20 protein-coding genes are annotated in these 21,131 nt (G+C 70.2%); 15 read left to right on the plus strand and 5 right to left on the minus strand.

The genetic code is table 11. From position 1 onward, the window contains the following. Positions 1–50: 50 nt before the first annotated feature. Positions 51–1,316 carry a glutamate-5-semialdehyde dehydrogenase gene (locus ACGF7Y_RS19290; RefSeq protein WP_393235587.1) on the minus strand — a complete coding sequence of 422 codons (1,266 nt, stop codon included), beginning with the start codon at positions 1,314–1,316 and terminating at the stop codon, positions 51–53. 109 nt (positions 1,317–1,425) lie between these two features. Here ACGF7Y_RS19290 and ACGF7Y_RS19295 point away from each other — a divergent pair, with 109 nt between their 5' ends. The 7 genes from ACGF7Y_RS19295 (at position 1,426) to ACGF7Y_RS19325 (ending at position 10,200) form a co-directional block, all read left to right on the plus strand. Further along, positions 1,426–2,304: a ribokinase gene (locus ACGF7Y_RS19295; RefSeq protein WP_393235589.1), complete on the plus strand. Its 879-nt coding sequence runs from the start codon at positions 1,426–1,428 to the stop codon at positions 2,302–2,304. Between the two features lie 51 nt (positions 2,305–2,355). After that, complete coding sequence (locus tag ACGF7Y_RS19300; RefSeq protein WP_393235591.1) at positions 2,356–3,726, plus strand: glutamine synthetase; 1,371 nt, start codon at positions 2,356–2,358, stop codon at positions 3,724–3,726. Position 3,727: 1 nt separating this feature from the next. Next, positions 3,728–4,807, plus strand: a complete 1,080-nt coding sequence (locus ACGF7Y_RS19305; protein ID WP_393235593.1) for an amidohydrolase family protein — start codon at positions 3,728–3,730, stop codon at positions 4,805–4,807. Between the two features lie 93 nt (positions 4,808–4,900). Next, entirely contained in the window at positions 4,901–6,124 is a 1,224-nt protein-coding gene (locus tag ACGF7Y_RS19310) for an RtcB family protein (protein ID WP_393235595.1), read from the plus strand. A gap of 335 nt (positions 6,125–6,459) precedes the next feature. Next, positions 6,460–7,392, plus strand: coding sequence for an alpha/beta fold hydrolase (locus tag ACGF7Y_RS19315; RefSeq protein WP_393235597.1), 933 nt, complete (start codon positions 6,460–6,462; stop codon positions 7,390–7,392). A gap of 128 nt (positions 7,393–7,520) precedes the next feature. Continuing rightward, positions 7,521–8,006, plus strand: a complete 486-nt coding sequence (locus tag ACGF7Y_RS19320; protein WP_393235599.1) for a hypothetical protein — start codon at positions 7,521–7,523, stop codon at positions 8,004–8,006. Positions 8,007–8,076: 70 nt separating this feature from the next. Next, positions 8,077–10,200 carry a RecQ family ATP-dependent DNA helicase gene (locus ACGF7Y_RS19325; protein ID WP_393235601.1) on the plus strand — a complete coding sequence of 708 codons (2,124 nt, stop codon included), beginning with the start codon at positions 8,077–8,079 and terminating at the stop codon, positions 10,198–10,200. Positions 10,201–10,598: 398 nt separating this feature from the next. Here the strand turns inward: ACGF7Y_RS19325 and ACGF7Y_RS19330 are convergent, their stop codons facing one another. Next, on the minus strand, positions 10,599–10,907 hold the full coding sequence (locus tag ACGF7Y_RS19330; RefSeq protein WP_393235603.1) for a hypothetical protein: 309 nt from the start codon (positions 10,905–10,907) through the stop codon (positions 10,599–10,601). Then, a complete protein-coding gene (locus ACGF7Y_RS19335) occupies positions 10,904–11,143 on the minus strand; it encodes a DUF6364 family protein (RefSeq protein ID WP_393235605.1) in 240 nt (79 codons plus the stop codon). The genes ACGF7Y_RS19330 and ACGF7Y_RS19335 overlap by 4 nt, the downstream gene beginning before the upstream one ends. Positions 11,144–11,254: 111 nt before the next feature. Between ACGF7Y_RS19335 and ligD the strand changes: the two genes are divergently transcribed. Together ligD and ACGF7Y_RS19345 are read left to right on the plus strand one after the other, a co-directional pair. Next, positions 11,255–12,223, plus strand: a complete 969-nt coding sequence (gene ligD, locus ACGF7Y_RS19340) for a non-homologous end-joining DNA ligase (RefSeq protein ID WP_393235607.1) — start codon at positions 11,255–11,257, stop codon at positions 12,221–12,223. Positions 12,224–12,333: 110 nt separating this feature from the next. Next, entirely contained in the window at positions 12,334–13,284 is a 951-nt protein-coding gene (locus tag ACGF7Y_RS19345; RefSeq protein WP_393235609.1) for a D-isomer specific 2-hydroxyacid dehydrogenase family protein, read from the plus strand. A 190-nt stretch (positions 13,285–13,474) separates the two neighbouring features. Here the strand turns inward: ACGF7Y_RS19345 and ACGF7Y_RS19350 are convergent, their stop codons facing one another. Continuing rightward, a complete protein-coding gene (locus ACGF7Y_RS19350; RefSeq protein WP_393235611.1) occupies positions 13,475–14,056 on the minus strand; it encodes a GrpB family protein in 582 nt (193 codons plus the stop codon). A 79-nt stretch (positions 14,057–14,135) separates the two neighbouring features. Here ACGF7Y_RS19350 and ACGF7Y_RS19355 point away from each other — a divergent pair, with 79 nt between their 5' ends. From ACGF7Y_RS19355 to ACGF7Y_RS19380, 6 genes are all read left to right on the plus strand, one after another. Further along, positions 14,136–15,122: an alpha/beta hydrolase gene (locus tag ACGF7Y_RS19355; protein WP_393235613.1), complete on the plus strand. Its 987-nt coding sequence runs from the start codon at positions 14,136–14,138 to the stop codon at positions 15,120–15,122. Position 15,123: 1 nt separating this feature from the next. Then, a complete protein-coding gene (locus ACGF7Y_RS19360) occupies positions 15,124–16,026 on the plus strand; it encodes an SDR family NAD(P)-dependent oxidoreductase (RefSeq protein ID WP_393235615.1) in 903 nt (300 codons plus the stop codon). Positions 16,027–16,036: 10 nt separating this feature from the next. After that, positions 16,037–16,957: a hypothetical protein gene (locus ACGF7Y_RS19365; protein WP_062977520.1), complete on the plus strand. Its 921-nt coding sequence runs from the start codon at positions 16,037–16,039 to the stop codon at positions 16,955–16,957. A gap of 11 nt (positions 16,958–16,968) precedes the next feature. Further along, on the plus strand, positions 16,969–18,474 hold the full coding sequence (locus tag ACGF7Y_RS19370) for a flavin-containing monooxygenase (RefSeq protein WP_393235617.1): 1,506 nt from the start codon (positions 16,969–16,971) through the stop codon (positions 18,472–18,474). A gap of 93 nt (positions 18,475–18,567) precedes the next feature. Continuing rightward, positions 18,568–19,350, plus strand: coding sequence for a MerR family transcriptional regulator (locus tag ACGF7Y_RS19375; RefSeq protein WP_062977487.1), 783 nt, complete (start codon positions 18,568–18,570; stop codon positions 19,348–19,350). Between the two features lie 39 nt (positions 19,351–19,389). After that, positions 19,390–20,484, plus strand: coding sequence for a methyltransferase (locus ACGF7Y_RS19380; RefSeq protein WP_393235620.1), 1,095 nt, complete (start codon positions 19,390–19,392; stop codon positions 20,482–20,484). 52 nt (positions 20,485–20,536) lie between these two features. On the opposite strand, the gene ACGF7Y_RS19385 is transcribed toward ACGF7Y_RS19380, so the two are convergent. Continuing rightward, positions 20,537–20,890, minus strand: coding sequence for a hypothetical protein (locus tag ACGF7Y_RS19385; RefSeq protein ID WP_393235622.1), 354 nt, complete (start codon positions 20,888–20,890; stop codon positions 20,537–20,539). Positions 20,891–21,131 lie beyond the last annotated feature (241 nt).

Here is a 21,131-nt window from a genome sequence, read left to right on the forward strand (position 1 = left end):
CGCGGCGCGGACACCGACTCGGCATCGTCCGCGGCCGCCGCGCATACCGGTCAGACCGGCCGGATCTGCCCCTCGCCCCAGACGATCCACTTCGTCGAGGTCAGTTCCGGCAGGGCCATCGGACCGCGCGCGTGCAGTTTCTGGGTGGAGATGCCGATCTCGGCGCCGAAGCCGAACTGCTCGCCGTCGGTGAAAGCGGTGGAGGCGTTCACCATCACGGCGGCGGCGTCGACCCGGCCGGTGAACTCGCGCGCCGCGGCGAGGTCGCCGGTGACGATGGCCTCGGTGTGGCCGGTGCCCCAGGTGTTGATGTGCTCCACCGCCGCGTCCAGGCCGTCGACGACCTTGAGCGCGATGTCCAGGGTGAGGTACTCCTCGCCCCAGTCCGCGTCGGTGGCCGGAACCTGGCCGGGGAGATCACCGTGGATGGTGACCCCGGCCCGCTCCAGCGCGTCGGTGAGCCGCGGCAGCGCGGTGTCCGCGATGGCGGCGTCGATCAGCACGGTCTCGGCCGCGTTGCACACGCTGGGACGGCGGGTCTTGGCGTTGATCAGGATCCGCTCGGCCATGGCGAGATCGGCGGCGGCGTGCACGTAGACGTGGCAGTTGCCGGTGCCGGTCTCGATGGTGGGCACCTGCGCGTCGCGGACGACCGCGTTGATCAACCCGGCGCCCCCGCGCGGAATGACGACGTCGACCAGTCCGCGGGCCTGGATCAGATGGGTGACGCTGGACCGGTCCTCGCTCGGCAGCAACTGCACGGCGTCGGCCGGGATATCTTGCGTGACAAGCGATTCGCGCAGCACCGCGACGAGCGCGGCGTTGGACCGCGCCGCCGAGGACGAGCCGCGCAGCAGGGCGGCGTTACCGGACTTGAGCGCGAGACCGAACGCGTCGACGGTGACGTTCGGCCGGGCCTCGTACACCATGCCCAGCACGCCGAGCGGCACGCGCACCTGCCTGATCTCCAGCCCGTTCGGCAGGGTCGAGCCGCGCACCACCACACCGACCGGATCGGGCAGCCCGGCCACCTGACGCAACCCCGAGGCGATCCCGTCGATGCGGGGCTTGGTCAGCCGCAGCCGATCCAGCAGCGACTCCTCGGTGCCCGCGGCCCGCGCCGCGGCGATGTCCTCGGCGTTGGCGGCCAGCACCCGATCGGCGGCGGCGAGCAGCGCGTCGGCGGCGGCGTGCAGCGCGTCGTTCTTCTGCGCGGTCGTCAGCTGGGCCAACGCCCGCGACGCGACCCTGGCCTTGCGCGCGGCCTCGTGCACCACCGCACGGACATCCGGTTGGGTGGTCGTTCCTACCGTCATGGGTACAGCCTACGCAAGGGGCGCAGCGCCGATTCCACCCGCTGGGCCGCGCCGACGCGGGCGCTCGGTCACGTGCGCGGCCCGGGCCGGGCGGCTACCGTCCGGCGATATGACGGTCGAACCGGACGCTCCCGCGATCGTGGTGCTCGGCAGCATCAACATGGATCTGGTGACCACGACGGCGCGCAGGCCCGTCCCCGGCGAGACGGTCCTCGGCAGCGGCTTCGCCATGGTGCCGGGCGGGAAAGGTGCCGATCAGGCCATTGCCGCGCAGCGAGCGGGTGGCGCGGTCCGCTTCCTCGGAGCGGTCGGCGACGACGTCTTCGCGGGCGAACTGCGCGGCGCGCTCACCGCCGCGGGGGTGGCGGCCGACCGGCTGCACACCGTCGCCGGGCCGAGCGGCATCGCCACCATCGTGGTGGACGACGACGGCGAGAACAGCATCATCGTCGTCGGGGGCGCCGACGCGCGGGTCACCGAGCTGACCGAGGACGACCTGACGGCGATCGCGGCCGCCGATATCTTGCTGTGCCAGTTGGAGATTCCGGTCGAAACGGTCGCCGCCGCGGCCCGCCACGCCCGTGCGCACGACACGAAGGTGCTGCTGAACCCTTCGCCGGTGCGCCCCTCGCCCGCCGAACTATGGGCGAATGTCGATGTCGCCGTGGTGAATTCGGGTGAGGCCGAAAAACCGGGGGCGGCTGTCGGCGCCGTCGCGCATGTGGTCGTCACCCGCGGGGCGGCGGGCGCGGACTATCGCGGACCGGATGGCGCTCGCCAGTCCCGGCCCAGCCCGCGGGTGGAGGTCGTCGACACCACCGGGGCGGGCGACGCGTTCACCGGTGCGTTGGCCGCGGCCTGGCAGCGCGGCCCCGAATGGGCGCTGAGCTGGGCGTGCGCAGCCGGAGCGCTGGCGACGACCCGGTTGGGCGCGAGCAGTTCGATCCCCGCCCGCGAGGAGATCACCGCCGCCCTGGCCGCGGAGTAGGGGCGCGCGCCACGACGGCTCCCGCTGCGCCCGAGCCGATATCGTGAGGGCATGGCCACCACGCCGGATCGTATCCCCGCCGACGGCGACACCGCTCCGATCCAAGGGGTCGACGCGTCCATGGTCGCCCTGAGCTTCGTGGACAACGCGGGCATCACGCGCGTGAAAGCCGTACCGGGGAAGCGGCTGGATCGCGCGTCCCGGTACGGCGTCGGGGTGTCGCCGTGCTTCGAGACCTTCGCCTTCGACGACGTGATGGCGGTCGGGCGCTATCTCGGCGGCCCCGACGGCGATCTGCGGCTCATCCCGGATCTGGCCGGGCTGACCGAACTGGCCTGCCAGCCCGGCTGGGCGTGGGCGCCCACCGACAAATACACCCAGGACGGCACCCGTTTCGTCGCCTGCCAGCGCCACTTCGCGACACGCCAGACGGCTGCGGCGCAGGCCGCCGGACTGCGGTTGGCCATGGCCTTCGAAACCGAATGGGCAGTGGGCCGCGCCGACGGCACCGAGGGCTTCACACCCGCGATCCACGGCCCGGCGTACGGCATGGTGCGGCTCGGGCAGGTCGCCGAATACGCCGCCGACCTGGTCGCCGCGCTCGAACGGCAGGGTGTGGCGGTAGCGCAGTTCCATCCGGAATACGCGCTCGCGCAACTGGAGTTGTCGGTCGAACCGTCCGAGCCGGTCGCCGCCGCGGACCAGGCGGTGCTGGTCCGGCATACGATCCGTCAGATTAGCGCGCGGCACGGCTGGCGGGCGCTGCTCGCCCCATGTATCGAGCCGGGCGGCGCGGGTTCCGGAGCGCACCTGCACCTGTCGGTGACCGACGAGGAGGGCCCCCTGTTCGCGGGCGGCGACGGCCCGCACGGCATGCGGCGGACCGGTGAGGCGTTCCTGGCGGGAGTGTTGCGGGAACTGCCCGCGCTGGTCGCGGTCGGTGCGGGCAATCCGGCGAGCTTCCTGCGGCTGGCGCCGTCGCGCTGGGCGGGGGTCTGGCAGTGCTGGGGCCGCGAGACCAGAGAGGCCGCGCTGCGCTTCGTCACCGGAGTCCGCGGCACCGAGGGGTGGGCCGCCAACGCCGAGATCAAATGTCTCGACGCGACCGGTAATCCGTACCTGATCGTCGGGTCGGTGATCGCGGCCGGGCTCGCCGGTGTGGCCGAACGCTTACGCCTTCCGGCCGAGATCACCGGAGATCCCGCGACTTTCGACGCCGAAGCACGCATGATGTCGGATGTGCGCCGCCTACCCACCACACCGGCCGAAGCCGCCGACCACCTCGCCGCGTCCGAGGTGCTGGCCGACGCCATGGGCGCCGAACTGCACGACGCGCTGCTCACCGTGCGCCGCGCGGAGAACGAGCGGTACGCCGCCGCGAGCGCCGAAGAGCTGGTCGCCCTGACACGGTGGCGGTTCTGACATGCTCACCGACGGGGTGCGGCTCACCGATCACCACTGCCACGGCGTCCGCACCGAGAACCTGGACCGGCGCGGGTTCGAGCGCCTGCTCGGCGAGGGCGCGCACGGAAGTTTCGATTCCGCGATCGGGCTCGCGGTGCGCCGCTGGTGCGCCCCCGCGCTCGACCTGCCCGCCCATGTCAGCCCGGATGTCTACCTACGTCATCGCACCCGGCTCGGCGCGAGGGAGGTCGCCGCGCGACTGCTGCGCGCCACCGGGGTGACCCGGTGGTGCCTGGACACCGGAATCGGCGGCAGCACCGCGGATTTCGCCGCCCTGGTGGACGGCGAGGTACGCGAGGTGGTCCGGTTGGAGGAGGTGGCCGAGCGGGTCGTCGCACAGGTCGGCGCGGTGTCCGGAGTCTACGAACGGATCGAGGCGGAACTGCGCGCGCGGGCCGCCCATGCCGTCGGGTTGAAGACGATCGTCGCCTACCGGTGCGGTCTGGATTTCCCGGTGCGGGATCACCCGCCGACCAGCTTCGCGCCCGAACACCGGCTCACCGATCCGCACGTGCTCGGCTGGCTGGTCGGTCTCGGGGCGCGGATCGGCGCCGAGTTCGGTCTGCCCCTGCAATTCCACACCGGGTTCGGCGACCCCGATCTGCGCCTCCGGCACAGTGACCCGCTGCTGCTCACCGATTTCCTGCGCCGGACCGCGGGCACCGGGCTGTCGGTGATGCTGCTGCACTGCTGGCCCTTCCATCGCCATGCCGCCTACCTCGCGCACGTCTTCGATCACGTCCACCTGGATCTCGGCCTGACCATTCCCTACGTCGGACAGCGGGCCGGAGCCGTGCTCGCCGAGACGCTGGAACTCGCCCCGTTCCGGGCGCTGTGCTACTCCTCGGACGGCTACGGGCTCCCGGAGTTGCACTACCTCGGCGCCCTGCTCTGGCGGCGCGGGCTGGGCAAGCTCGTCGACGAGTGGATCGCCGACGACGCGATCACCACCGCCGACGCCGAAGTGCTGGTCAACGCCATTGCCCACGGGAATGCCGGACGCGTCTACCGGGCACGATTCGAACACCCCGTGGGCTGACCCTGCACCGTCCCGGTCGGTCGGATATTCGGGTGCGCCGGGTGCCGCCGGTCCCTACCGTTGACAGTGAAGACCAACGGAAGGATCGAGACCATGTTTCCCGTCGAGCTGCGCGGCACCAAGGCGCAGACGCTCATGTGGGCCCACGAGCACGAGGTCGAGCAGTCCGCGCTGCGGCAACTGCGCAACATCGCCGCGCTGAAATGGGTCCACGGCGTCCGCGTGATGCCCGACGTGCACCTCGGCAAGGGGGCCACGGTCGGATCGGTGATCGCGATGAAGGACGCGGTGTCGCCCGCCGCGGTCGGCGTGGACATCGGCTGCGGCATGGAGAGCGTGCGCACCGACCTCACCGCCGCGGATCTGCCCGACAACCTGCGGTCGCTGCGGTCGCGGATCGAGGCGGCGGTGCCGGTCGGCTTCCAGGCCCATCACGACGCCGTGGACGTCACCCGGCTCGGCTCCCAAGTCGCCGGGCTCGGCGCGAGCACTACGACGCTACGGGCGGGTTGGGAGCGTTTCTGGGGTTCGTTCGGCACGCTGGACGCCCGGGTACAGCCGCGCGAGTCCAAGGCGCACAAGCAGATGGGCACCCTCGGCGGCGGCAACCACTTCATCGAGGTCTGCCTGGATCAGGAGCAGCGGGTGTGGATCCTGCTGCACTCCGGCAGCCGCAACATCGGCAAGGAACTCGCCGAGCGGCACATGTCGATCGCGCGCACGCTGCCGCACAACATCGATCTGCCCGACCGCGACCTGGCGGTCTTCGTCTCCGGCACGCCGGAGATGGAGGCCTACCGCCGCGACCTCACCTGGGCGCAGGAGTACGCGACGCGCAACCGCGCGGTGATGCTCGCCCTGGTCTGCCGTGCGGTCGCCGCCGAATTCGCCGAGCGTGGAGTGCGTTTCGAGCAGCCGATCAGCTGCCACCACAATTATGTGGCGGAGGAGCTGATCGACGGCGTGCCGATGCTGGTCACCCGAAAGGGCGCCGTGCGCGCGGGCGCGGGTGATCTCGCGCTGATCCCCGGCTCGATGGGTACCCGCTCGTACGTGGTGCGCGGCAAAGGGAATCCGGCTTCGTTCCAGTCGGCTTCGCACGGCGCGGGACGGCGGATGAGCCGCACCGCGGCCAAGAAGCAGTTCACCGTGGCCGATCTCATCGCCCAGACCGAAGGCGTCGAGTCGCGCAAGGACGCGGGCGTGGTGGACGAGATCCCGGCCGCGTACAAGGACATCGATGAGGTCATCGAGGCACAGCGGGACCTGGTCGACGTGGTCGCGACGCTGCGCCAGGTGCTCTGCGTGAAGGGCTGACCGTCGCGCGGCCGATGTCGCGCCGGGCGAATCGCTCACCCGGTGCGACATCGCGTCGCCCGGCGCGACGTCGCGTTCGAGGCAGCCTCGAGATGGCAGCGAACCCGACGATCCGGCAACCACCCGTTCCTCTGGCACGACGCCGCGATCGGCGCGGCCCGAGAACGGCGCACTCGCAGATCCGGCGAGCACCAGTGCCCACCCCTGCTCACCCGGTCGCCAGGGGCCGGGCGCGGCTCCCATGACAGAACCGGCGCCCCCTCGACAGGCGCCGGACGCACTCCCCCGTGGCCGACGGTCTGGATCTCCCGGAGACTTCCTCGATACCATCGGGTATGCCCTGGCGGCCCTCCTTCTTCGCACCCGCTCCGGAATCCGATCCGGCGGCGGGGCCGCCGGAGATTCCCGGCGTGCGCCGGTCGGAGGTGACCGCCCGCGGCGTGCGTTTTCACGTCACCGAGGCCGGTCCGGCGGACGGACGCCCGGTGCTCGCGCTGCACGGCTGGCCCGAGCATCACTACGCCTACCGCGACCTGCTCGCCGATCCACCCGATGGGCTGCGGATCATCGCCCCCGATCTGCCCGGCTACGGCTGGTCGGGCCCCGCCCCGCACCGGTGGGCCAAGGACGACGTCGCCTCCGACCTGCTCGCGTTGCTGGACGCGCTCGGCCTGGACCGCGTCCTGCTGGTCGGCCACGACTGGGGCGGCTACATCGCCCACCTGCTCGTACTGCGCGAGCCGCAGCGCTTCGACGCGCTGCTGGCGCTCAACATCGCCCACCCGTGGCAGACGCCGCGGGATTTCCTCCCGCACGCGTGGCGGTTCCTGCTCTACCAGCCCGCCGTCGCGGCGTTCGGCACCTACCTGCACCGGCGTACCCGCTTCTTGGAGCAGTTCGTCTTCGCCGGCGCCGTACGCCATCGCGAGGCATTCGGACCCGAGGTGATCCGGGCATACGCGGACCGCTTCCGCGACCCCGTCTGCGCCCGCACGGCGACCGACACCTACCGCACATTCCTGCTGCGCGAAGTGCCTCGGTCGGCCAAGCGAGGCGAACAACGGCGAGCCCAGGTGCCGATCCTGGCCCTGTTCGGCGTCGAGGACGCGGCGGTCCATCCGTCGCTCGCGTCCGCCGAAACCGCCCGTGCCGACGACTACCGGCTGGAACTGGTCCAGAACTGCGGCCACTTCATCATCGAGGAACGCCCGGACCTGGTCCGTGCCCGGCTGGCCGAGCTGGCGGCGGCGACCGCGCGTCCCGCTTGAGTCCGACCGGCGGCGAGCCGGGCGCCGCCAGCGCGTGGGAAGGATGCTCACCCGGCGCGATGGCGAGTATGTGAAACTCGGGGCTGAGCTGCGAGACCGCGGGTGAAGACAGCATAGGAGAAGCCTGCATGGTGCGCATCGGGGTCACCGGGCACACGAACTTCACACCTGCCACCGAGCCGCTGGTGTGCGCCGTGATCGGTGAACGTCTCGCCGCGTACGCCGCCGCGGACCTGGTCGGCGTGAGCTGCCTCGCCCGCGGCGCCGACTCGATGTTCGCCAAGGCGGTCCTGGATGCCGGTGGGCGGCTGGAAGTGATCTTGCCGTCGCGGAACTACCGGGAAGCGCAGGTGCGGCCCGACCAGGCCGACCTTTTCGACGAACTCGTCGATCGCGCGGCGGCGGTACGAGTGATGGACTTCGACGACGCGGGGCTCGCGGCCTACGAAGCGGCGAACGAGACAATGCTGGCGTCGTGTGATCGGCTGATCGCGGTATGGGACGGCGCGGCCGGGCAGCGCGGCGGCACCGGATCGGTGGTCGCGCTCGCTCGTCGGCGTGACGTGCCGGTCGAGATCGTGTGGCCGGAAGGCGCCGCCCGGCTGATCCGGTAGTCGGCGAGCCCGGTGTGGCGGCGGTCGGGCGCGCGGCCACCTGTCGGAGTCGTCGGGCACGATGGAGCGCATGACCACGGCCACCGGCGCGTCTTCGATCGACCTCACCGCCCCCGACCTGCGCGAGCACGCCGAACAGCTGCTGCGTGAGCTGGCCGGTGCTGGCGCTCGGCTGCGGGAGGACCAGTGGACCGCGATCGAGGCGCTCGTCGTACGGAGGCGCAGGGCGCTGGTCGTGCAGCGCACCGGCTGGGGAAAGTCGGCGGTGTACTTCATCGCCGCGAAGCTGCTGCGCAGGGCGGGGCGCGGGCCGACGGTGATCGTGTCGCCACTGCTCGCCCTGATGCGCAACCAGGTGTCGGCGGCGCAGCGCGCGGGGGTGGTCGCGGCGACCATCAACTCCGGCAATGTCACCGAGTGGGACGAGATCCACGCCGACGTCGCCGCGGGCGCGGTCGACGTGTTGCTGGTCAGCCCGGAGCGGTTGAACAACCCGGACTTCCGCGATCAGGTCCTGCCCCGGCTCGCCGCCGACGCCGGGCTGGTGGTGATCGACGAAGCGCACTGCGTCTCGGACTGGGGCCACGACTTCCGGCCGGATTACCGGCGCATCCGGACGCTGATCGCCGACCTCGGCTCCGACGTCCCGGTACTCGCGACCACCGCGACCGCCAACGACCGGGTGGTCACCGACGTCGCCACCCAGATCGGCACCGACACACTGGTGCTGCGCGGCACGCTGGATCGCGAATCGCTGCACCTGTCGGTGGTCCGCTTCGACGACGCCGTGGAACGCACCGCCTGGCTCAGCGGCCATCTGCACCGGCTGCCCGGCTCCGGCATCGTCTACACGCTCACCGTCGCCGCCGCGCACGATCTCGCCGACGTACTGAACTCGCACGGCCACACCGTCGCCGCCTACACCGGGCAGACCGACCCCGCGGAGCGCGAGGCTCTGGAGGCGGCGCTGCTGAACAACGAGGTGAAGGCGCTCATCGCCACCTCCGCGCTGGGCATGGGCTTCGACAAACCCGACCTCGGCTTCGTGGTGCACGTCGGCGCGCCGTCCTCTCCCATCGCCTACTACCAGCAGGTGGGACGCGCCGGGCGCGGCACCGACCGGGCCGAGGTGATCCTGCTCCCCGGCCCCGAGGACGCGCGCATCTGGAGTTACTTCGCCTCCGTCGCGTTCCCCCGTGAGCACATCGTGCGCGCCGTGCTCGACGCGCTGGACTCCGACCGCGCGTTGTCCACCGCGGCATTGGAGCCGCTGGTGGAGCTGAATCGCTCCCGGCTGGAGATGGTGCTGAAGGTGCTCGACGTGGACGGTGCGGTGCGCCGCGTGCGCGGCGGCTGGATCGCCACCGGCCGTCCGTGGACCTACGACACCGAACGCTACGAGCGCCTGTCCATCGCCCGCGAGGCCGAACAGCAGGCCATGATCGACTACCAATCCACCACCGATTGCCGGATGGAATTCCTGCGCCGCCAGCTCGACGACCCGGGACTTTCCGCCGACGCGGCGGATTCGCCCGGCTGCGGGCGCTGCGACAACTGCACCGGCAGCCGCCCCGACCGCACCGTCGCCGCCGACGCGGTGGCCGCCACCAAGGCCCGGCTCGACCGCCCCGGCATCGATCTCGCGCCCCGCAAACAGTGGCCCACCGGCATGGCCAAGCTGGGAATCCCGTTGTCCGGCAAGATCACCGGCGGCGCCGAGACCGGCCGCGTCCTCGGCAGGCTCACCGACCTGGGCTGGGGGCAGCGACTGCGGGCGCTGCTCGACGGCCCGGATGATCCGGTCCCCGACGCGGTCTTCGACGCCTGCGTCGCCGTGCTGCGCGAATGGGATTGGGCCACCCGCCCGCGGTCGGTACTCGCCCTGGAATCCCCGCGCTATCCCGTGCTCACCGCCACCCTCGCCGCCCGGCTGGCCGAGATCGGCCGCCTGCGGGACCTCGGCACCCTGCGCACCCGCCCCGACCGCCCACCCGTCTCGGCGGCCAACTCAGCACACCGCGTAGCCGGACTGTTCGACTCCTGGGAGATCCCCGACCTCACCGACGTGCCGGGCCCGATCCTGCTGGTCGACACCATCACCGACACCGGCTGGACCTTCACCGTCGCCGCCCACGCACTCCGCGCGGCCGGCGCCGACGCCATCCTCCCGTTCGCCCTGGCTACGCCGACATAGCGACGCCGGTCGGCGGACGGGGGGGCCGAGGCTTCCCCGGTCATGGAGGGTCGACTCCACGCCGTGCGGCACGCTCACCGGCGTGGGTCGGTGTCGGTCCAATCAAAAGCCTCGAACGAAGGAAGAGACCGAGTTACCCGGTACCTGAAGCGCCGGGCCCGCTGTGTCAGCCGAGAAGCCGTCAGCGGTGGTCCCGAGGCCGCGCAGCTCTTGCCTTACGCCTCACACCGGCGCGTCTCCTTGTTCCGGGTGAAGTCCGACGCGCTGGACGAAGTGCTCGGCCGCCGCGACTTCGGCCAGGGCTGGGACTACTTCATCGGAGCGCAGACCCAGCATGCGCCCTACTCGGCCCCGGCGCCCCGCAAGATGCGCGAACCCGCCGCTCGAAGGCGCGGCGCCTACAAACTCAGCGTCGCCCGCAGGCGGGCGTCGAGGGACTCCGTCTCCTCCGGGGAGAGCATGCCGAGATGTTGGGTGAGCCAGGGGCGATAGGCGCGGTGCAGTTTCAGGGTGTCGGCCCAGCCGTGTTCGGTGAGAGTGGCCAGCACATGCCCGGGGTCGGCGTCGCGCAACGGGACGACTTGCAGCCAGCGATAGCGCGAGGTGATCACCGCCGAGTCGGAGACCAGCACGACCGTCATGCGCCGCGGGAAAGGGGTGCCGTCACTGAGCGTCGGGGCGTAGCGCCAGATCTCGCCGCGTCTCATGCGGCGCCGGCGGCATCGTCTTCGGCGGCCTGGGTGAGCGTCACGTCGTCGTAGGCCGCGGCCAGCTCGGCCTCATCGTCGATGGCCAGTTCGGTCAGGCTGTCGTGCACGAGCGTGGAGCGCAGCGCGGCGTTGATCACCGCCGACAGGCTGCGGTTCTGGCGATCGGCGACCTCCCTGGCCCACTCGGCCACCTGCCGATCCAGCGTGACGGTCACGCGCGTCGCCTTGCTCATACCGGTATGCATACCAGAGCGGTGCAACGCCGGGAACCCGGCCGCGGCAAAGCTCGCGCCGGTTCGAAGTCGCGCGGGGCTTTCCTCCGCTTCGCCCACTACAGTCGATCCGTGGCCAGCAAATCCACCAGGTCGGCGATCGAGCTCGAGGTCGGCGACCATACGATCCGCGTCTCCAACCCCGACCGCGTCTACTTTCCGGAGAGCGGCGCCACCAAGCTGGATCTGGTGCGGTACTACCTGAGCGTCGGGGACGGCATCGTCAACGCGCTGCGCGACCGGCCCTGCATGCTGCACCGGTTTCCCAAAGGACTCGCGGGCGACAAGGTGCATCAGAAGCGGCTTCCCGCCGGCGCGCCGGACTGGATTCCGACTGTGCGGGTGTACTTCCCGCGCTATGGGAGGCATGCCGACGAGCTGTGCGTCGAGAAGCTCGCCGACGTCCTGTGGGCGGTGCAGATGTCCACGGTCGAGTTCCATCCGTGGAATTCGCGCGCCGCCGATACCGAGCGTCCGGACGAGTGGCGCATCGACCTCGACCCGATGCCGGATTGCCCGTGGTCACGAGTGCAACGGGTCGCCGGGGTCGTGCACGAGGTTCTCGACGAGATCGGCGCCGTCGGGTGGCCGAAGACCTCTGGCGGCAACGGCATGCACGTGTACGTGCGGATCGTGCCGGATCAGGGATTCCAGGACGTGCGCCGCGCGGCGCTCGCGTTCGCCCGGGAAGTCGAGCGGCGGGCGCCCGACGACGTGACCACCACCTGGTGGCGGCGCGACCGCGATCCGAAGATGCTGTTCGTCGACTACAACCAGAACGCCCGCGATCACACCATCGCCGCCGCCTACTCGGTGCGCGGCGTCCCCGCCGCCACGGTCTCCACACCGGTACGCTGGGACGAAATTCCCGACATCGATCCACGCGACTTCACCATGGCCTCCGTTCCCGCTCGCTTCGCCGAACTCGGCGATCTGCACGCGGGCATGGATGACGCGGTGTTCCACCTGGATCCTCTCCTGGAGTGGGCCGAGCGGGACAAGGTGGACGTGGAGCTCGACGAGGAGCAGAGCGAGGCCTAGCGCCGCGCCGAACGCACACCCTGTGACCGGTCGGCGCACGCCGGGCGGTGTTACGGTCGCAACGTCCCCGCTCGCGACCACGTTCCTACTGCTCCGAAGGAGGTCCGTCCATGAACCGACCGGCAGTGACGATCGCGATCGGCCCCGCCGACCCACCTCCCACGCTGTTGGAGAAGGCCGTCGTGGGGGCGGGCGCCACCCTCTCCGATCTCGGCGATGCGCGCGGGCTGATCTGGGCCGGCGACGCCGGCGAGTTCCCGGACGAATTGCCCGCCGGTGTGGAGTGGGTGCAGCTTCCGGCCGCAGGCGTCGAGGACTGGTTCGCCGCGGGTGTCATCGCCAGGCATCCCGGTGTGCGATTCACCTCCGCCGCAGGCGCTTTCGCGGCGAGCGTGGCCGAGCACGCGCTCATGCTGCTGCTCGCGGGTGTCCGCTACCTGCCCGAGCATCTGCGCGCGTCGGACTGGCGGCAACAGGACTTCTTTCCGCACGTCGGCACGCTGCGCGGCAAGACGGTGACGATCGTGGGCGCGGGCGGCATCGGCCGCGCGCTGATCCCGATGCTGGTTCCGCTCGGCGCGCACATCATCGCGGTGAATCGCAGCGGGCGTCCAGTCACCGGCCCCGGCATTCCCTCTTCGGTCGAGACGATTTCCGCCGATCATCTGGGCCGGGTCTGGCCGCACACCGATCACGTGGTGATCGCCGCGCCCGCCACACCCGCCACCAGGCATCTCGTCGGCGCGGACGAACTCGCGCGGCTCAAGCCGTCCTCGTGGATCATCAACGTCGCGCGCGGCAGCCTCATCGACACCGACGCGCTGGTGGCCGCGCTGGCCTCAGGCGCGATCGGCGGCGCGGGCCTCGACGTCACCGACCCGGAGCCGCTCCCGGCCGGTCATCCCCTCTGGTCGCTGCCGAATGCCATTGTCACTCCCCATGATTCGAATCCGCCGCAGCTGCGGTTGGCGGCCTTCGCCGACCACGTCGAAGCGAACGTCTCGCGGTTCCTCGAAGGACGCCCGCTGCTGGCGCCGATCGACCCCGCGCGCGGGTACTGAGAGCGTTCGCGCACAACAGAATTCGAGCCGAGAGGGCGTCGGCATTCGGCGGCGGTGGACGCGCCGGGCATGATCCGCGCGACCCCGTCCGCTGGCAGGCGCAGCGTGCCCGCCACTGCGGAAAGCGCTCGGCGGTGCCGGGCGGGCGGGCGTTGTCCGGTGACGAGTCGGGTGGCTCGCCCGATCGGCATCAGCCGGACAGCGCTCGGCCGAGGATCTCCTCGATGACCTCGCTCTTGGCGTTCGCGTAGTGCTGCACGAACTTCCAGTCCCGCCGCGCGAGAGCTCTTTTCGTACGCTCGTAGTACTCCCGGTCTTCGTCGTGCGTGCGCAACCAGTCGCGGAAGGCGAGGATCCGCTCGATCTCCGGCGCGCCCGACTCCGGCGCGAACACATGCAGATTCACGTTTCGGCGCGCACCACTCTCCACCCGGCGGACAAGACAGCGATGCTGATACCAGTCCGGTTGCCGGACGCGCAGCGCGTACCCGGCAGCTTCGAGAGCCGGTAGATAGGCGGCTTCGTCGTCGGCGTCGGGAACCAGCAGCAGGATGTCGATCAGCGGCTTGGCCGCGAGACCGGGAACCGACGTGGAACCCGTGTGCTCGATCCGCAGCGCCACATCGCCGAGTGCCGCGCGTATCACGGCTTCTTCCTCGGCATACCAGTCCGGCCACGCGGGGTTGTGGTCCTCCAGAACCACCTTGACCGCATAGGGCCGCACCTCGCCGACCGTCGCCGCCGCGATCTCGTCGTCGTCCAAGGTAGCCACACGTCACGGTAACCGGTTCGGATTACCTTTTCTAAATGTGCCATTGACAACTGGCACATTGATGGCTGATTCTTAGCGCATGACAAGGTCAACGAGGACCTCGGTCCCCGGCGTTCCCACCACGCCCTCGACCCGCGCCACCGTGGCCGCGGCGGCCACCAGGCTGACGCTTCGGCCGGTGAACTGCGCGGTGCCGATGAACGCGCCGGGCGTCTGGTTCGCACGCAAGCTCATCGCCACGCTGATGGCCGTCGGCGGTCCCGTGCCGCCCGGTACGTCCGTCACCCAGGTCCGGTCGGGCGCGGTGCGCGGGGAATGGGTGCGGGCGGCGGGCGTGCCGTTCGGGACGCGAGCCGTCTACTACATCCACGGCAGCGGGTACGTGATCTGCTCGGCGCGCACGCATCGCGCTCTCGCGGCTCGGCTGTCGGCGAAGACCGGGCTTCCGGTCTTCCTCACCGACTATCGCCTCGCGCCCGAACACCGGTTCCCCGCCGCCGCCGACGACGTCGAGGCGGGTTACCGCTGGCTGCTCGGCCGGGGCATCGCCGCGGAAGACCTGGTGATCGCCTGCGACTCCGCGGGCGGGCATCTCGCATTGGATCTGCTCGTCGAGAACGGACGACACCGCCGCCCGCAGCCCGCGGCCGTCGCGATGTTCTCCCCGCTGCTGGATCTGACCCTCGGCTTGGCGGCCGAGCGGGAACGCGTCCGGACCGATCCGCTGATCTCGGCCGCCGCCGCGAGCAGGCTGCCCGCGGCCTACACCAACGGTCACCCGGCCGACGCCGCGCGCCTGCGGCTGACCATCCCGCAGGGTCTCGCGCTGCCGCCGATCCTGGTGCAGGTCGGCGGCACCGAGATGCTCGCCGCCGACGCACGGGCGCTGTGCGAGATGGTCCGGCGCGCGGGCGGCAGCTGCGAACTCGAGATCTGGCCTGGGCAACTACACGTCTTCCAGGCCCTTCCCCTGGTGGTGCCCGAGGCCGACCAAGCCCTCGCACGCGCCGCCGACTTCCTGCGCGCGGCGCTGGTCGCTACCTCCGGTACGGAAAAGGTGAGCTGAGATGTTCGGATTGGACAAGCTGGTGGCCCTGGGCCGGGCCCGGCGCACGCACGGTGCGCGAGCCGTGGTCACCGGCGCGGGCAGCGGCATCGGCCGCGCGTTCGCGCTGGAGATCGCCGCCCGCGGCGGCCGGGTGATCTGCGCCGACATCGATGAGGCGCGCGCCGACGAAACGGTCGCCCTGATCGAACGCGCCCACCCGGGCGCAGCGCACGCCTTCCGCTGCGACGTGGCGCAACGCGAGGACGTGGAGTTGCTCGCCCGCTTCGCCGAAACGCTGTTCGAGCGCCCGGTCGACCTGGTGATCAACAACGCGGGCGTCGGGATCGGCGGAAAACCCGTGGGGCACATCGGCTTCGACGACTGGCAGTGGGCACTGGGCATCAACCTGTGGGGAGTCGTGCACGGCTGCGAGGTCTTCGCCCCGCGCCTGCGGGCGGCCGGACGCGGCGGCATCATCAACGTCGCCTCGGCCGCCGGATTCGCCGCAGCGCCTTCCATGGCCGCCTACAACGTGTCCAAGGCCGGCGTGCTGTCGCTGTCGGAGACCATGGCCGCCGAATTGAGCGGCACCGGTGTCGCGGTGACGGTGTTGTGCCCGACGTTCGTCCGCACGAACGTCGCGCGTGACGGCCGGATCACCAAGGAATCGGCGCAACTGGCCGACTTCCTCATGCGCTGGACCGGCTTCTCCCCCGAGCGCGTCGCGCGCACCGCCCTCGACGCGCACGACCGCGGCCAGCTCTATGTGCTCCCCCAACTGGACGCGCACGCCGTATGGCTGCTCAAGCGGTGCTTCCCCGCGCAGTACACCTACGTTCTCGGTCTCCTGGAGCGGCTGCTGCCCCAGGACCACTCGACCACCACCGACCGCACTCCGGTCACCGACAAGACAGGAGTCTGACATGGCTGCCATCGCGATGGACTTCGACGACATGCTCCGCAAGATCAAGGACCGCCAGTGGGCGCTGGCCGACATCGATTGGGACGCGCCGGGCCGCGAGACCATCACGCCCGAACTGCACGCCAAGCTCAAGCCGTTCATGGCCGATCTGATGTGGATCGAGAACGTCGGCGCGCGCGGCTTCGCGGCAATGGCCAAGAAAGCGCCCACCGAGACGTTGCGCGAGATCTACCGCTACTTCCATGCCGAGGAGCAGAAGCACGCCAACGCCGAGCTCGCGCTGATGCGCCGGTGGGGCATGCTCGACGGCGACGAGATCCCGCAGCCGAACGTCAACGTCAAGCTGGTGATCGACTTCCTGGACAAGTACTCCGACGACATGTCGCTGTCGTTCCTCGGCACCGTGATCCCGATGCTGGAGGTCGCGCTGGACGGCGCATTGATCAAGTTCATCATGGACGAGATCGAGGACCCGGTCTGCCAGGAGGCGTTCAAGAAGATCAACTCCGACGAATCCCGGCACCTGGCCGTCGATTTCGCCGTGATGGATCTGCTCGGGCACGCGGAGATGCGCAAGCTGTTCATCGACCTGGTCGGCGGCTGGGCCAAGCCCTCGCTGATCATCGGCGTGCTGAGCTATGTGCCGCTGCTGAACAAGATGCGCGACAACATCGTCGCGATGGGTGTCGACGAGGAGAAGCTCTACGGCGCGCTCAAGCGGTACGCGAACGTCGGCGAGCGCAGCGAATTCGCGCGCAGGCTGCCGATGTACCAGATCGTGAAGACGCACGGCGGCTGGGTGATCGACCGCGGTCACCCCTACCACCTGGTGGCCGACGCGCTGGTGAAGATCACCGGGTTGCTGCCGAGGGCACTGCTGCGCAACAACCCGACCTGGTCGAAGGAACTGACCTACGAGCCCGCGGCATGACAGGGAACCCGATGAGCACGCACACCCTGGACGTCGCCGTGATCGGCGGCGGGTTCGCCGGAATCGGCACGGCCATCCGGCTCAAGCAGCGCGGCATCCACGATTTCGCGATCTTCGAGCGCGGCGCCGCGATCGGCGGCACGTGGCGCGACAACACCTATCCCGGTGCGGCGTGCGACATTCCGTCGCGGTTGTACTCCTACAGTTTCGCGCCGAACCCGGATTGGTCGCGCACCTACTCCGGGAGCAACGAGATCCTCGGCTACATCGAGGCGATGGCCACGGAATTCCGGCTCGGTCCACACCTGCGCTTCGGGCACAACGTCACCGGCATCGTGTTCGACGAGCAGGCCGGAGTCTGGCACATCACGATCGAGGGCCACGCCGAGTCGATCCTCGCCCGCGCCGTGGTGCTGGCGTCCGGGCCGCTGGCCAACGCGAGTCTCCCGGACATCCGCGGCATCGAGACGTATCAGGGTCACAAGATCCACAGCGCCCGCTGGGATCACGACTACGACTTCACCGGCAAGCGAGTGGCGGTCGTCGGCACCGGGGCCAGCGCGGTCCAGATCATCCCGGAACTGGTCGACAAGGCCGCCTCGGTGAAGGTGTTCCAGCGCACGCCCGGCTGGGTGCTGCCGCGGGTCAACCGGCAGACCAACGGCCTGACCAAGGAGCTCTACCGCCGCGTGCCCGCCGCCGAACAGCTGGCCCGCCGCGCCTGGTTCTACGGCCATGAGTCGGTGGCGCTGGGCGTGGTGTGGAATACGCCGCTGACCAGGGTGGTCGAGCTGGTCGGCAAGGCACAGCTGCGCAGGCAGGTCAAGGACCCCTGGCTGCGCCGTCAACTCACCCCGGACTTCCGGGCGGGCTGCAAACGCCTGCTGATGACCGACGACTACTACCCCGCCTTGCAGCGGGATAACTGCAAGCTGATCACCTGGCCGATCGCCCGGATCTCCGAGCACGGCATCCGCACCGCCGAAGGCATCGAGCACCAGGCGGATTGCATTGTCTTCGCGACGGGGTTCGACGTCTCCAAGACCGGGACGCCCATTCCGGTGGCCGGGCGCGACGGCCGGATTCTCGCGGACGAATGGGCGCGTGGCGCCTACGCCTTCAAGAGCGTCGCCGTCTCCGGGTATCCCAATCTGTATTTCACCTTCGGACCCAATTCCGGGCCGGGGCACAACTCGGCGCTGGTGTACATGGAAGCCCAGATCGACTACCTCGTCGGCGCGATCGGCGTCATCCTCGACCGGGACCTGCGCATGCTCGACGTGCGCCAGGATCGGCAGGACCGCTACAACGCCGCCATCCAGCGCAAGCTTTCCGCCACCACCTGGAATTCGGGATGCCGCAGCTGGTATCTGACCGAGGACGGCTTCAACGCGACGATGTATCCGGGCTTCGCCACGCAGTACGTCCATCAGCTGCGCGCGGTCGATCTCGACGACTACCTCGTGGTCGAGCAGACCGCCGACCAGCGGCGACAACGGGTGGCACCGGTTTCGTAGGTGCCGGGAGACCGGCGGTGCGGACGATAGACTCGGTCCGCAGGGAGTTCAGCGGCGCGCCGCCGGTCCATCGGCGCCTGGTCAGCGAGGGAGGTGAGGTCGACGCCGGAGTACCGGATCGATGACCTCGCGCGCGCCGCGGGCACCACCACCCGCAACGTGCGCGCTTACCAGGAACGCGGACTGCTGCCGCCGCCGGTCGGCAAGGACGGCAGGGCCAGCATCTACGACGACGCGCACCTCGAGCGGCTGCGCCTGATCGACGCGCTGCTGCAGCGCGGCTTCACCACCGCGCACATCGCCGACTTCATCACCAGCTGGGAGACCGGCAAGGACCTCACCGAAGTGCTCGGCCTGCAGCACGCCGTGACGGCGTCCTGGGCCAAGGACGAGACCTTCGAGGTGCCCCGCGAGCTGATCGGCACCATCCTCGGCGCCGATGCCGACGAACTGGTCGATCGGTTGCGCGAGATGAAGCTGGTCCGGCTGGAGGGCGACACGGTGGTGTTCACCGAGACCCAGCTACTCACCTCGTTCGCCGAGTTGCACGAGTACGGCCTGGAACTGCGCACGCTCATCGAGATCTACGCGAAGGTGGCCGACCGCATCGATGACATCACGCACATCATGATCACCGCGGCCAAGCAGCACATCATCGATGAGCACGGGCCCGGCTGGATGCCCGACACCAGCGGCGAAATCGCCGAGACCACAACGATGCTCAACAAGATGCGCGAACTGGCGGTGGCCTCGGTGCACGCCACGCTCGCCCGCTCACTGGACGTCACGCTGCGCCGCGAACTCGGCGATTATCTCGCCACGGCGGCCGAGCGAGAGAAACAGCGCAGCGAATCCGGCCGCGACGTACCCTCCTAGACAAGCGCAGAGTGCCGACCTTCGACGGATGGAGTCGCAGTGGCGTCCGACCGACCGAGAATCCCTCCGCTTCCGCTGGTACGGGCCGTCGAGTCGGTGCGCGGCGCCTTGGCTCTGGCGTTTCGCAAGCTGGTGCCCGGACACGTCGCACTGATGGAACTGATCGCCGCCGGGTGGATCACGCAGGCCATCCACGCCGCCGCGGTGCTCGGCGTTGCCGACGAACTCGCGGCGGGACCGCGCTCGGGTGCGGAGCTCGCGGCGGCGGTCGGCGCCGACGAGGGCGCCCTGCGTCGATTGCTGCGACTGCTGATCAGTCACGGCATCTTCACCCAGCGGCGCGACGGGCGCTACGCGCTGACGCCGATGGCACGAGCCCTGCGCCGCGATGCCGACGTGTCGTTGCGCGACGCGGTGCTGTTCTTCGGTTCGCCCGGGCACCGCAATCACTGGTCGCATCTGGTCGACGCGGTGCGCACCGGCGAGCCGGTCGGCGAGAAACTCGACGGGATGCCGTTCTTCGACTACGTCCAGCACGATCGCGAACTCGGCGAATTGTTCGACCGCGCGATGACCAGCATCGGCACCTTGGCGATGGAACCGCTGTTCGCGGCCTACGATTTCGGCCGCTTCGAGACCCTGGTCGACGTAGGCGGGGGCGAAGGGACGCTGCTCACCGAAATCCTGCGCCGCGCACCCCGATCGCGCGGCATCCTGTTCGACCTGCCGGAGGTGGTGGCCGACGCGCCCGCTCGGCTCGCCGAGCTCGGTCTCGCCGATCGCTGCGCGGTGCACAGCGGATCGTTCTTCGACAGCGTCCCCAAGGGGGGCGATGCCTACCTCCTCAAGCACATTCTGCACGACTGGGCCGACGCGGACGCCGGGCGCATTCTGCGCACGCTGCGTGCGGCCATGGACCCCGACGCCCGGTTGCTGATCGTCGAACTGGTCGTCCCCGAGCACACCGCCCCGCATCCGAGCAAGTACATCGACTTGGAGATGCTGGTCAACGCGGGCGGCCGGGAACGCACCGAGGCCGAGTACCGCGAGTTCCTCGCCCGGCACGGATTCACGCTGACCAGGCGCGTGCCGACGGCCTCGCCGGACAACGTGCTGGAGGCGCGGCCGAGCTGACCGCCGCGAGCCCAGAAACGCCGACAGCCGAAACGTTTTCGCTGATCGTCGGCTACGGCACCGTAGCGGGGACGAGGAACGCGAGGGTGGCGATCCCCACGGCGCCGTCGGCCACGCAGGTGACGCGCATCGGCTTGCCGACCGGCGTCTGTTGCGATTCGAAGCCGCTGTAGTAGCCGAACGCCGGCCCGGACCGCCCCGACGGCTGGAAGAAACCGAGACATTCGGCCTCCAGCACCGAGGCTCCCTCGCCGCTGTGGCACAGCGCGGCCGCGTCGGTGACGCCTCGGTCGACATAGCAACCGGCCGGCTCCGCTCCCGCGGGCCCGGCTCCGGCCCAGACGAAGCCGCCCGCGAGGAACAGCAGAACGGTTCCCGCGCCCACTCGCCGTATCGTGGTGTGCACCGCAATCCCTCCTCGGCAGATCTCAGCCATACCCGGTTGTTGCCGTGCGGGGTAATCGCTTCGCCCCCGCGTCGCGAACCCTTTCTGATATTCCAGCAGAACCGGAGCGGACGGTCGAGCACGACACCGCCTCGAAATCGCGGTTTTTCAGGACGGATGCCGGAAGGCCGTGGCATCCCCGTGCGGTACATCTCTTGTCCCGGCGTCGGGACCGCTAGGCTACGAGCAGCATTGGCGGGTT

Source organism: Nocardia sp. NPDC047654 (genome assembly GCF_043205035.1).
In the GTDB taxonomy this organism is placed as follows: Bacteria; Actinomycetota; Actinomycetes; order Mycobacteriales; family Mycobacteriaceae; genus Nocardia.